The 13877-nt window shown below is 46.7% G+C and carries 8 protein-coding genes; 1 reads left to right on the top strand and 7 read right to left on the bottom strand.

Annotated elements, in window-relative coordinates; all coding sequences use genetic code 11:
• Nucleotides 1-1382 (top strand): right-handed parallel beta-helix repeat-containing protein (locus tag VN105_RS08410; protein WP_325639802.1); only part of this gene is annotated, 1382 nt, incomplete at its 5' end.
• Nucleotides 1383-1454: 72 nt separating this feature from the next.
• Here the strand turns inward: VN105_RS08410 and VN105_RS08405 are convergent.
• The 7 genes from VN105_RS08405 to VN105_RS08375 all read right to left on the bottom strand — a co-directional run.
• The gene (locus VN105_RS08405) at nt 1455-2396 is read right to left on the bottom strand and encodes an alpha/beta hydrolase (RefSeq protein ID WP_325639800.1); all 942 of its coding nucleotides are present in this window, start codon (nt 2394-2396) and stop codon (nt 1455-1457) included.
• A gap of 6 nt (nt 2397-2402) precedes the next feature.
• Complete coding sequence (locus tag VN105_RS08400) at nt 2403-3170, bottom strand: prolyl oligopeptidase family serine peptidase (protein ID WP_325639798.1); 768 nt, start codon at nt 3168-3170, stop codon at nt 2403-2405.
• 58 nt (nt 3171-3228) lie between these two features.
• Nucleotides 3229-3945 carry a TolC family protein gene (locus tag VN105_RS08395; protein WP_325639796.1) on the bottom strand — a complete coding sequence of 239 codons (717 nt, stop codon included), beginning with the start codon at nt 3943-3945 and terminating at the stop codon, nt 3229-3231.
• Nucleotides 3942-5375, bottom strand: a complete 1434-nt coding sequence (locus VN105_RS08390; RefSeq protein WP_325639794.1) for an O-antigen ligase family protein — start codon at nt 5373-5375, stop codon at nt 3942-3944. The genes VN105_RS08395 and VN105_RS08390 overlap by 4 nt, the downstream gene beginning before the upstream one ends.
• 120 nt (nt 5376-5495) lie before the next feature.
• Complete coding sequence (locus VN105_RS08385) at nt 5496-6575, bottom strand: acyltransferase family protein (RefSeq protein ID WP_325639792.1); 1080 nt, start codon at nt 6573-6575, stop codon at nt 5496-5498.
• 9 nt (nt 6576-6584) lie between these two features.
• On the bottom strand, nt 6585-8771 hold the full coding sequence (locus VN105_RS08380; protein WP_325639790.1) for a hypothetical protein: 2187 nt from the start codon (nt 8769-8771) through the stop codon (nt 6585-6587).
• Between the two features lie 389 nt (nt 8772-9160).
• The coding region (locus VN105_RS08375; RefSeq protein ID WP_325639788.1) for a fibronectin type III domain-containing protein at nt 9161-13877 on the bottom strand (4717 nt) is incomplete at its 5' end.

Below are 13877 nucleotides of genomic sequence, written 5' to 3'. Positions count from 1 at the left end.
TGTCTATGTTCACATTCGTATCCGTTGCACTGGCTTTAGTTGTCACAACCGAAAGTTGCAATAAGGATCAAATAAACCAGCTGGTACCGGAAAATAATCCAACTGAAACTGCAGCAAAGCCCCCTGTTGGTGGGAAGCAGTATACGCTTGTTCCTGATAAGGACGGCAGACTGGTTGTAGACGGAAGCATTTATAAGGCCGGCGAGGTACTGAATCTGAAGGGAACTTTTTCCGCCATCGTTTTTAATAACCTGAAAGGCGCTGCAGGCAGTCCTATCATTGTTAAAAATGCCAGCGGCACCGTAGTAAAAATTGGTAATCCATCCTGGAGCGGTGGTTCCTGGGCTACTGCTATCAGTTTCGTAAACTGCCACTATGTAAAAGCAGGCGGTGAAAAATCCAAATCTGAATTTGTAGTAGAGGGAAGCACCCAGGCGGGAAGAGAAGCATATTTCGATTTTACCCTCAGCCAGCATACCGATAATTTCGAGATCGCCAATGTTACTATACATAATGGCGGAACAGGTATCTGGGCCAAAACAGACCCTGTAAAAGGCGATCTGACCACCCAGTATCCTAACTCTTATATGGATAACCTGCTGATCCATGATGTGGCCATCAGCGGTACCAACAACGAAGCATTTTATATTGGTCATACTGCCCTTTACTGGAACCTGACGGCCAATGCGCCTTACTATGGCGATCCTTCCGGGTTTGTAAGCGGACAACAGTATGTACAGCCTATTAAATGGCGCAATGTAAAGATCTACAACAACAGTGTATCAAACGGAGGTGCAGATGGTATTCAAACTGCCGCTATCGATAAACTGGAGATCTATGGTAACACCGTTACCAGCTGGGGCGGTCAGCATAACTCAGGCCATAACGGCGGTATCCTGATCGGTGGCCGTACCACCAATACCAATGTGCACGATAACTACGTACACGATGGTTGGGGTGAACTGATCCAGTTTTATGGATCCGGCGAAAATGGCGCTACGCACATCATCCATAACAACCTGTTAAGAGATAACCAGGGCGATGGAGTGAGCCTGAGAGGAACTGATAAAGCGGTTGTTCAGATCACCAACAATACCATTGCCAGAACCGGTGGTGTATCACTTCGCATTAATGGTTATTTTGGTATGACGGCTGCACAGATAGTAAAGGGTAATGCCTTCATTCAACCACGGGTAAGCGGCGGTACAATTGTTCCTAACGCTTACATATATACGGAGAACGGAGCTGCTGTTACAGAAGGAACAGGGGCGGAAGCCAATTCCAAATTTGCCACTGTGGCTGCTGCTGGTATAGACACCAATAATTTCTACCAGCCTACATCCGGTTCAGCACTGCTGACCACCGGCTACAGAACCAACTGATCTGCTATCACCAGATAATGAAACAGCCGTCCCGGTTAAACCAGGGCGGCTGTTTTCTTTTTTACCGGGCATTTATTTTTTCCCTTCAAGATACTTCCACATCAGTTCATTTACTTCCTGTGGCTGCTCATAATGAGGCATGTGCCCGGCGCTGTCTACTTCATGTACTTCTAAAGTTGGGTATAAGGCGGTATAAGAACTTAATTTCTCTTTTGGGAAGAAGGGATCCTGCTTCCCGTAGATAAGGAATATTTTCCGGGGCGGAATTTTTTCCAGCAGATAAAGCTGGCTTTGATTCAGCATGTTAATCCAGGATGAAAGGGTGATGCGCTTATAACCTCTGATGTTCATAAAATATTTTAACCTCGTAGCATAGCTGTTGAACAATGGTTGGTTCACAAATTCTTTCCGCTGATTTTCCACCGAACGGGGATACCAGTAACCGCTCATTAACAGGTCTCTTATTACGGGGAACCGCAGTAATTTACTTGGCTTAAGATCCCCGCTGGCCGCCGGTCCCAGCAGTATGATCTGCTTCACGCGGTTCGGGTGGCCAGCTGCATAGTCCAACCCGATGGGCGCTCCCATCGACATTGCAATCATATCAAATGGCTGCCGGAGCTGTAACGTATCAAGCAGGGAAGTTAGCTGCTTCCTGTACAGCTGAAGATCATATACTGTTTCCGGCCTGTCGGAATACCCGCGGCCATAAAGATCATAACACAATACCCGGTAGCCTTTGGAGAGGAGATAAGGAATATTGTTCTTCCATACTTCTATACCGGTGCAACCGCCTCCATGTATCAATACCAGCAGCCGCGCGGTGTCGGGCCCCGACAAGCTGTAATGAACCATTCCCTGTTCCAGTTGTATAAACGCACCCGGTGCGGCCCTGCGGACAGTATCATCAAGAGGAGCGGTTTCCTGTTGCTGTTTAATGAACAGGAAAACCCCTGACAACAGCAGTAAAGCGCTCCCTGTTATTGTTAATATCCATTTTGTGCGCGCTGGCATACCGGGTTATCTTTTATACTGCAATAGCCATTCGTAAATATTCATCCCATCTTCCCTGTAAGAAGGATTGTAATACTGTTCCCAGCAGCAGTGTTTATGATTCCCGATGCTCAGCTTTGTAAGTCCCGGTTTGTACTTGTTGGTACTGTCTGCATAAAGTTTACAATTACCAAGGAAAACCGGCTCGTCGGTTCCGCCAAAATACCATACATGAATATTATTCTGAGCGGTTACCTGGAAGCTTTTCAGGTTCTCTGCATCAATAGTGGCGGGCGACATATTCACCGCTGCGGCCACCCGCTTTGCCATTCTTTTATCGGTAACGGCCATTGCTACCGACCATCCGCCGGCGCTGTATCCCGTGATGTAAATACGGGAAGAATCAATCGGGTACCTTTTCAATACATCTGTAATAGCGGCATCCATGTGTTCCGGACCGAGCGACCAGCTGGTAGCCAGCGGCGCCATTACAATAAATTCATATTTTTTACCGTCCAGTTTATTAACGGCATCAATATTTTTTCCTTCATGCATTTGCCTCGCTACACCCTGTCTGAAGATCTTGGTAACGTCGGTACCAGCTATGCTTTTGCCATGAAGACAAATAAGCAGCGGGTATCTTTTCCCCGTTTTCGGATTATCCGGCAGCTTTATCAATGCCGGTATATGGTGCCAGGGTGTGATCTGTACGTCGATCTGTTTGAATGGTTTTATATTCTGCGCAGACACTAATACTGCCTGCAGCATAAGTGCGATAAAAAGAAATATTCTCATTCTTGATTTTATTTTCAGTAATCCGCATTACCGGATACCATGTTCACTAACCCTAATATTATAAATGAAGCAATACCTCTTCCATAGTAGTGCCGATAATGGCTTCCAGTACTATCTTCGACTGTTTTACATCTCTCTCCAGGTTCACTTTGCGCACCATTTCTGCGTTATAGATACGGTATGCGTCATTCAGTCCTTCCACAGCGGTGTTCTGATCTCCTTTGGAGAATTTCTGTTCAGTTTGTTTGTAATGGTTGTAAGCATCTTCCAGCAAAGGCAGCTGCAGCTCATACAACTGTTTGTTGGTGGCATAGTCTTCGTAAGCACGCAGTACTGCAGATTTCAATGCAAGCTTTTCGCCTTCTTTCTGTTGCTCGAATACTTTCCCGTTTGCCTTGGCTGTTTTCACTTCATTAGGAATACTAATCAAATGTCCAAGCGGTACATTGATACCAAAGTTGTACCTGGGATACAATGTATTGTTGTTGGTAGTGCCGCTTCCCTTGATGGTAAATTCGTTCAGGTTACCAGAGGCAACGATCATATCGAGCCAGCCGGCTTTGGCCCTGTTTTCATCGTATTTGGTAATCTGTTTTTTTATGTCCAGTGCTTTGATCTGTGGATTTTCCATGGCAAGTTCCACCAGTCTTGTTTTTAACCTGGCCACTGTTGGCTGGTCGGCCGGCAGGCGCAGCACAATGCTGGTATCGGCTCTTTGCGCCTTTGCCATTGTACCTGTTAATGCTACTAATAAAAAGAATAGTACTCGTTTCATGTTGTGATATTTGGAGATGATAATAAATATTTTAGTTTTATGGAGATGCCGTTGAGGGCATAGTAAAGAAGGGCTGATTCAATGAGGCCAGAGGATTCCTGGGCGTAAATACTTACCACCAGTGCAAACATTACGCAAAGGATCACCAGTGTAAACTGTTTTTCCATTTCTGTTCTGCTGGCAAAATAATTGCCCACCATGTATTGCATTACCAGGTAAATATTTGTAATGATGAGTAATAAGCCTATCCATCCCTGTTCAAGTGCGGTGCGCAGGTAGCCGCTGTCGGGAGGGAAGCCGTCCAGTTCGCTGCCCGAACCCGGTTCACAGCTCAGGAATCCGCCACCAATAGGATGGCTGTAGATGTAAGGCTGTATACGGTGCCTGTTCACTTCCCTCACATTAAGGGAGGCGTCTTCTGAACCGGAGAAGGCCGTTCGCATCCTGATCACAGTAGAATTGCCATGGAAAGGACCAAACATCAGTACCAGGAATGCAAATACGAATACCACTGCACCTATCACCGTATTCCTGTTACGCAGGTTTACAAACAGCATCATAATAAGTCCCATTGGCACCATAATGTAGGCGGTACGGGTACCTGAAAAGCCCAGTGCCATAAACTGGAGCGCCAGCGATATCACCAGGAATATTTTCTTTGGCATTGATATCATTTTGCTGGAGCTGGTAAGCAGTACAATATTGATAATGCAGCCGCAAGCCATGATCACACCGAATACGGCGGGATCTGATACGAATGAGAAAATACGTATGCCGGTGAGGATAATAACCGTTTTAAATTTTTCGGGGTACTTCGCAATATATGCTTTCTCAAAGGGCATTAACCCAAACCATTGCTGGATACATGCATAAAACGCCGCAATGGTAAGGATGATGATCCAGAACTTCAGAAACAGTTTAAGGTCGTTCATGTTGCGGATCATTTTCATGACCAGGTACATAAAGATCATATTGCGTACAAATACCCTCGCAAAGGTGGTCCAGCCATGCCGGTCGTATACAAACGCCGGGTTGAAGAACTGCAGCAGGATATAACCACCGTAAATATAAAAGGTGATCAGCACCGGGTCCCGGAGGAAATCCACTTTTTTAATACTATCGTCGCCGGCTTTCAAAAGGCTGCCCAGGAGTGTAATTAAGATAATGGCATCTATCAATACTCCTACGGGTATTTCTGTACCGGACATCCGTTCCAGTAAGCGCACCGTCAGTGCTACGGTACAGGAAATAAAATAACCCGCCCGGTAATTCAGCAGGGAAACTGCCGCTACAGTGCTTCCTATCACCAGCCCGATGAGCAGAGCAACGTACTTTATCTCCTGGGCACTGATATAGGCAATTGCCGGTATCAGTATTATCCAGCCGATAATGATAAAGATGTTGAAAATATTTTTTTTAACAATTTCCACTTCAGCCAATTTATAAGAATACTATTTTAACAGCCATAGCGATAATTGTAAGCGCTATAAAAATGAGGATCAGCACCTGGTGAAGATGTTGGTCTATCGGCTTTTTTTTCGGTTGCATTTTCATATGAAACTGTGCATCATTATTTTTTTATTTAAACGGCCAATACCAAACTTTCCCTTGAACAGGAAACTGAATCCCATTTTTACCAGTATGCGGTAAGCGATAATGGAAAGCAGGATGGACGATGGTATGCAGATCAGCAGCAATACTACGCCGTTGGTAATGCCTGTATACAGCAGTATGGCCCGCAGCGCCGCAAATATGCTGACATGCAGCAGGTAGATATATAAAGAATAATGACCAATCACATTCAGGAATTGCAGCTTCTGTAGCTTCGCCAGCCACGACGCCAGCATCATCACAAACAAACAGCCATTAAGCGCAATTGGCATTAACAGGTACAGGTTCATTTGCTGGTGAAGCAGGTAATACCATTGCAGCAAACAAAAAACGGGTGTAAGCAACAGCAGGTTCACCGGGTTGGCTAACAGGTCCTGTATTTCTCCCTGGAAAAAGTAGGTAGCGGCAAAATCACCAACCGCAAAATAGATATAATGCAGGGCGATATCATATAGCGTACTGCTACTTTGCACATAGGGAGCCACCCCCAGCAATACCAGCCCGATCAGCAGCTGCCAGCCTTTTTTTCCTTTGAGCAGCAGTGATGTGAGCAGGTACAGTATGGTAACATTGAATAAAGCGAACAGGTACCACAGCTGATCCAGCGTTCTGGGCTGCAGAACAATATTCAGAAAATCCCTTCGCGACCGCTCTGCATTAGCGTATTCCGGAAATAAGATCTGCAAACTGATCTGTATCATCGCCCAAAGTAAGTAGGGATACAACAGCGTGTTCACCTTCGACATCCCAAAATTCACCGCGCCTCTTTTGGCAACACTTCTCCCGAAAAACAAACCGGACAACAGGAAAAATAACGGCATCCTGAAACTGTAAAGCATATCGTTTGTGGCCAGCACTCCCTTAGGCATAGATACGCCGGCTGCAACCAGGCCATAGGCCAAATGCCGGTAAACCACCAGTATAATGGCTATTCCCTTGGCATAGTCGATCCAGGCATAACGGGATTCGCTTTTTTCGGGGCGCAAACTAAATATGTCTTTAAAGATCAGTTGGAACATGTTTAAAAATCAAAGCTCAATAAAATCTTCTTTTACATTATTCAAAACAACTCCCAGGAATTTATCGCCAAGCGACTCCAGAAATTCGGATGACTCCCTGTCGATCTGTTTCATTTTCAGATGAGAGGAGAAGACCGCTACCACGCCTTCTGCGTAAGCAGACAGCTCGCGGCTATCGGTGAAATCATTCAGTGGCGCGCCTTCCATCAATATATAGTCATAATATTCTTTCAGTTGGGGCAGGTAATTGAGCAGGTGGTTGGGAGGCAGGATCTCTGACGGCGTATAGTCGCCACCTTTACAACCAATGATCTCAATACCCGGCGTTTCGTAAGTAGTGGTAATTGCTTTTACCTTTTCGATGGTGAACTCTTCAGGTGGTACTGAAAAATATTCCAGCGTGGGCTTTGCTTCCATTTGCGCACTCACATCATTATTACAGAAATTGGTGTCAATCACCAGCACTTTTTTATTGCTTAAGCTAAGACTGTAGGCAACGGCCTGCAGCAGCGTAGTTTTACCCTGTTGCGGTTCCGTACTGGTAAAGAGAAAGATCTTTTTACCGCTGCTTTCCAGTTCATACCTGAGCTTGCGCAGCAATTCACGGAAAACATTCTGTCTTTTTAACCATTGCGTCTCATCAGTTTTGCGCTGTAATATTTCCAGCAGTTTATATCGCTGAAGATTGGTATGATTGATAGTGGCAATCAGCTTCAGGTTGGAGCTGCGGTTAAATACGGAAGGCGATTTCAGCGAGTTATCCATGAACTCCCTGAAGAGGATGCCGATACAGGAAATCATAAACACCGCCATGCCAGACATGCCCATAATCACCAGCCGTTTGGATGATTCAGGTGTAAAGGCAGGTTGTCCTTTCAGGGTTTGACGGAAGTTATCCTGCGGAACATTCCGGTTATCTAATGCGGAGCCCAGTTTTTCTTTCAGTTTGTTATATTCATCCTGTGCCAGTTCAACTTCCTGCTGCAGGGAAGTAACAGTAGCTTCTTTATTGGCATAGGAGCCAACAGAAGAACGGAGGTTGCGGATCTTTCCTTCCAGGGTACTGATATTGAGCTTTGATGCGCTTAACTGTGCTTCCAGCGCATCCCTGCTTTGGATCAGCTCTTCACGGGTACTTACTTTACCGGTGGTACTGGAGGCGTCCAACAGTACTTTCTGCAGCCTGGCACGCTGGGTTTTTATCTTTTCCGCCAGCGCATTATCAGTGGAGCCGGAATTTACGTACTGGTCGTTCAGGTCATTGATCTGTTTTCTCAGGGTAACTATCTCCCCGTTTGAATTGGAGTAGGTGGGTTTGCCGCTGGTTGCCTGTGACAGTTGTGTATTTACATTATTAAGAGATGCCTGCAGGTTGTTATAATTGGCCCTTTCGTCCGATACAGATTTCTCAAACTGTTTGATCAGGTCCCATTCATTACCGCTGGCAGTTTCTACATTTAATACGCCCTGTTGTGTTTTATATCCCCGGAGCGCTTCTACTTTTTGATCCAGTTCCTGCTTCTTCTGGTTTACCAGCGCTTCAAATGTTTCCACGTTTTCAACAGAACGTTCAGAACGTGAGCTGCGGTAGAAGCGGATAAATTCTTTATAGAGGGTGTTAACCGTGTAGGCCGACAATTCCGGGTTGTCTGAATAGCAGATAATATTGATGTAATCTGTACGGGAAAGACGCGTTGCATAAAGCATTTTGCGGATAGACTCAAAATCGTACCGGTACACTTTCATAAACTCAAGTACCTTTCTTTCGTTAGGCAGGGAAGAGGAGAGTATTTGCAGGGAGTCAATTTTCTGGCGGCAGATACGCACAATTTCTTCCTTATTGGCACTGGTATAGTGAGGATCTTTCAGCTCTTTTTCTGAAAGTTGCCTGAATGGCTTGTTGCTGGTGAGATCGTGTACTATAAGGTCGCAGGCGAGGAGTCCGATCACCAGCGGAGAGTTCATCGTTTCAATAACGTTATCGAATTTAACGTCTGCTTCAAAAAGGTTCACATTTTCGTCGCGCAGCTTGATCTGTTCATTGGTAGTGAATCCGGTGGCCATCTGGGCGGTAGAGGCATATAATTTGGGTTTGCCGATGGTAAAGGCAAATGCTGCCGCAACAGCGGCAATGGTGCTGAACAGTATCCACCATTTCTTTTTAAGCAACGCCTTTATAAAATACACGATATCCATATAGAAATTTTCCTTTAAGCTTTAATTGATACGCAGAGCGGGATATACATACATTGCTGTATATCTGCCTTGTCCCGGCGTGGTGATTGGCATATCAGAGGAGATGGTAAAAAATGAGATAATGTCTGGCAAGATGCCCTACAATATATCAGGTTTTTGGCGAGGATGAGGTTAAGGGGAGATATCCGGGGAGCAAAGCTATCCTGGTATATCCGGTTATGGCTCAAAGGTAAAAGATTATATTAAAAGACACTTTATTTTTAAGCGAAACATAAAATTTAGTTGGTAACCGCTGAAGTTTTCCGGGTAAAGCGAATGTTTTATAAAAAAACCGTTCCGGAATATTCTCCGGAACGGTTTTATTTTTATCATAATCATTCAGTTATAACTCAATTCTGCCTGACAAGTTTAACGCTCTTTGTTTCACCGGTAGAAGAAGTAAGCTTCAGGATGTACACGCCAGGTAATGTAACTGTGCGTTGGGTATTGATCCTGATCAGGTTTTTACCCTGCGGAACTTCTTTCCTTGTTTCGCTGTAGAGGCGTTTGCCGCTCAGGTCCATGATTTCAATGAGCATTACAGGTGCTGTTTTCTGCAGTGTCATGTCAATCGCCAGGTTATCGATATACGGATTAGGATAAACGTTCACCTCCATGCTGCCTTTCAGCGTATTGGTGGTTACGCCTATATTGTTACCTATTCCCATCACCTGGTTGTTGTTGGCCAGGTCCTCGATATTGGTGGTAGCTACTATTTCCATGGCATTCAGGTAACCTACCTGGCCGCCCGGAGGAATACTGAGCGTAAAGGCAATTTCACCGTTGGCATCAGCAGTAAGATTGGTAAAGTCTGCTGTGTTGGCGGTATTGTTCTGTGCGCTCAGGGTTTTGCTTACACCGTTGATGGTGAATTGAGTGCTGCCGTTATCCGGCTGCGGCGCCCACCATTTACTGTTCGACAGGAACTTGATGGTGTAGGTGGTATTGGCGCTCAGTCCTGTAAGGTGACCGTGCATCACCGGCGCTCCTGTAAAGAAGCCCGACAGTGAACCGAAATAAAGATATTCAGCCAGTACCACATCCGGGTAAATACCGCTGTTGTTACCGGTAGTAGCGCCTTCTACGCCTGCAGCCCACCATGTTTCATCGAAATTCAATCCTACCGTAGTGGTTTGGCCCTGGTCGTTTTTCAGGTTAGATGCGGCTCCTGTGATATTGTTCCATGGTGCCGGTGCGGTATTATTGAGTTTGAAGTTCAAAAACAGTTTGTAACTACCGCTTGTATTGGGCGGCGGTGTTACCGTAATATTGAACGTAGCGGTATCGGCGGCGCCATAGGTATCTTTAGCAATAACTTTTACATTATTGTAAGTGCCTGCATCACTGATGGTTGGCGCTACGGAAAGTGATACGCTGCCACCAGACTGTACCAGGGTCACAAAGGAAGGCAGGTTGACGGTACTGTACGTAATCGGGTTGTTGTCCTGGTCTGTTGCCGTCACAGGGATATTCAGGCTGAAACCTGCCTCCAGGCTCTGGTTGGCAATGTCTGCAATTACCGGAGCGTGATTGACTGTTGGCGTTGTGGAAGTACCTGCCACTACTTCAATAGCATTGAGGTAACCTACCTGCCCGCCCGCAGGTACACTCAGTGTAAATACTATTTCACCATTTGCATCAGGGCTCAGGTTGGCGAAGCTCACCACGCTCTGGGAGTTGTTCTGTACATACAAGGTCTGGCTCACGCCGTTGATGGTGAACTGGGTGCTGCCATTGTCCGGCTGCGGCGCCCACCATTTACTGCTGGAGAAGAACTTAACAGTAAATTTCTTACCTGCTTCCAATCCTGTAATATGACCGGTCATGCTTGGCGCTCCGGAGAAGAAACCAGGCAATGAGCCGAAGTAAAGGAAGTCGTTGATCACAGCATCGGGGTATACACCGCTGTTGTTGCCGGTAATGGCGCCTTCGCCATTGGTAGCCCACCAGCTTTCGTCAAATACCAGGCTGGATGCAGTGGTTTGGCCCTGGTCATTTTTCAGGTTGCTGGTCACTTTTCCGGTCACATTATTCCATGGCGCAGGTGCGGTACTGTTTTGTTTAATACTGATGAGCAATTTATAACCGCTGGTATCTCCGCCTGCCGGTGCATTTACTGTGAGATTAAATACGGCCGTATCGCTGTTGCCATGCGTATCTGTGCCAATTACACCGATGTTATTGAACTGGCCTGCATTGTTGGTAGCAGGTGACACCAGGAGGTAAGGATTACCTGGCGACTGTACCACGGAAACAAAAGCAGGAAGGTTATAACCGGTATAAGTGATCGCATCATTTTCAGGATCTGTTCCTGAAAGCTGTACGTGCAGGGTATCTCCGGCGGTTAATGTTTTATTCGGAATTGCTGCAATTACCGGGGGCTGGTTTACTACGATACTGGTATCGCCTGCTCCGCCTGCATTTATTTCCATCGCATTCAGGTAACCTACCTGTCCGCCTGCGGGCACACTGAGCGTAAATTTGATTTCGCCGTTAGCGTCTGCAGTCAGGTTTTCAAATACCGCTGCATTGGTAGTGTTATTCTGAACGTTCAGGGTTTTGCTTACACCATTAATAGTGTATTGGGTGCTGCCGTTATCCGGCTGTGGCGCCCACCATTTACTGCTGGAGAAGAACCTGATAGAATAAGTTCTGTTGGTTTCCAGCCCGGTGAGATGCCCGTGCATAGAGGATGCTCCTGTAAAGAACCCCGGCAGCGAACCAAAGTAGAGATATTGGCTCATTACCACATCAGGGTATATACCACTGTTGTTGCCGGTGGTAGCGCCTTCTGTTCCTCCTGCCCACCATGTTTCGTCGAACGACAAGCCCACGCTGGTAGTCTGGCCGTTATCGTCTTTCAGGTTGGCGGTAGCGCCGGTGATGTTGTTCCATGGCGCCGGGGCAAGGGCGTTCAGGGTAAAGTTAAGAAGCAGCTTGTAGTTCGGTGTTGGTTTATCCACCACGGTTAATACGAAGCTCCGTACATCAATGCCACCCTGGTTATCTGTTGCCTGCAGCTTAACGGTATAGGTGCCGGAAGCGCCGTATCCCGGTTGCAGGGTAATTAAGCAGGTGTCGTTGCTGCTGGTTATTGAAGCAAAAGAAGGAATCTGAAGCGCTGTCCAGGTAAAGGTATTAGCCGGGTTCTGATCGTGCAGCGATACCTTTACGGTTCTCTGTGTTCCTTCGTCTACACTCCATCCTGCAACAGAATCTATTACCGGGGGATAGTTATCATTTACAATGAGGTTAAATAATGCGGTATCCTTTCCGCCGTTGGCATCTGTAGCAATTACCCCCACACCGTTATAAGTACCCTGCTGCGCAACTGTTGGCGCCAGGTTCAGGGATGTTACACCGGCATTTTGCTGCAGGGTAATAAACGCAGGTGCGTTATAAAGACTGAAAGTAATGGCATCATTATCCGGGTCGGTAGCCGTTACCGGTATGCTTTGGGTAGTACCATAGCGGATGGTGCGGCTGCTGATATCAGCTATCACTGGTGGATTGTTCAGCGATTTTGCGATCACTGCTTTTGTGAAGGCAGAGTAACCGCCTTCTCCGTATGCCCTGATTTTGTAGTACACTACTGTATTAGCAGCGAGAGAGGAATCAGAGAAAGTGCCCTGTCCGGATGCCACAGGTCCTACGCTCTTCAGCACGCTGAAATGCAGGCTGTCTGCGAGGGAACGTTGTATTTCATAGCCTGTTTCTATGGTGCTGTTATCTGTCCAGGTTAATTTCACTACCTGTGTGGAAAGCGCCTGTGTAGCCAGGTTGGTAGGTACTGCCGGCGGTAATGGTTTGGCCGCTGTTGTTGCATTTGCTACAGCAGTATAAGCGGATTCGCCATAGAGGCCGATAGCCCTTATTTTGTAATAATAGGCAGTGGAGGCGTTCAGCGCAGTATCTGTATAGCTTACTGCGTTGGCTGCTGCAGTGGCAACAATGGCGTAGGTACCGCCGCTGCTGGTGCTTCTGTATATTTCGAAGCCGGTTTCATTGTTGCTCTTGTCTGTCCACGTAAGATTCAGTTTACTGTAATTGTTTACAGCTACTGCCAGGCCGCTGGGGGCTGTTGGCGCTGTGCCGTTTACTGCAGCGGTATCAATGAAGGCCTCTGCAGGAATCAGTGTGCGGGTGGTAATGCCAGCAGCGGTGCTGGTCCAGTATACGCCCATTGCGGAGCCGCCGCCGCCCTGGAAGTAAGTAACGGTGATAGGATACACGCCAGCGTTTACACTTACAGTGCCAGACGCATAAGTAGCACCATGCGAACCATCGTTGTTTACGGTAGCAGTGGTGCTGCTGCTGTATGTCTTATTGAAGTACAGCTTGCTGCCATCGTCTGAATAAGTTTCAAATTTGTAAGAGCCGGTAACCGGGATACGGATATAGCCGGTCCACATTACGGCATAGTTAGTGGTAACGCCTGCAGGTGCAACGGTAAGATCCGGCACATAAGCCTTGCCTGTTTGGGCCGGCGTGAGATTATTAAAGTTAGGCAGGTTACTGTAACTACCGGTATAGTACTTATAGGTAAGATTTGCTTTTTTGGTTCTTATCGTTACCTGGTTACTTGGGGTAGATGATTTTCCCGACACATCTTTCGACTTCACATAGAAATTGTACAATGTACCATCTGCAAGACCGGTTACGGTGGCGGTAAGTACATTACCAACAGACATTTTCAACACATTGTTGGCATAAATGTCGTACCCGGCAATGCCTGCATCGTCTGTAGCGGCAGACCAGTTCAGGATCACCTGGTTGTTGGTATAGCTGCCCAGCGTTAAAGACGGTGGGGCAGAAGGAGCAGAGCTGTCGGACGCAGTGGTGCCTTTTACCTCTGCAGAGAGAGGGCCGGCAGCATTGTCGTTTACAGGTCGTACTTTATAGAAGTAGTTTGTATTTGGAACAAGATTATTGTCTGTAAACGTTACCACATTGGCATTGTTCCGTCCTACAAGTACGTATGGGCCGCCGGCCTGGGTGGCGCGGTATACCTCGAAGTACTTTTCGTTGTAAGCAGGAGTGGCATTTTCTGTCCACGACAATACGATC

Origin of the sequence: Chitinophaga sp. (assembly GCF_035564935.1) — a bacterium.
GTDB lineage: Bacteria > Bacteroidota > Bacteroidia > Chitinophagales > Chitinophagaceae > Chitinophaga.
The sequence above is the reverse complement of the archived record's forward strand: the minus strand, read 5'-3'. Positions and strand labels throughout refer to the sequence as shown.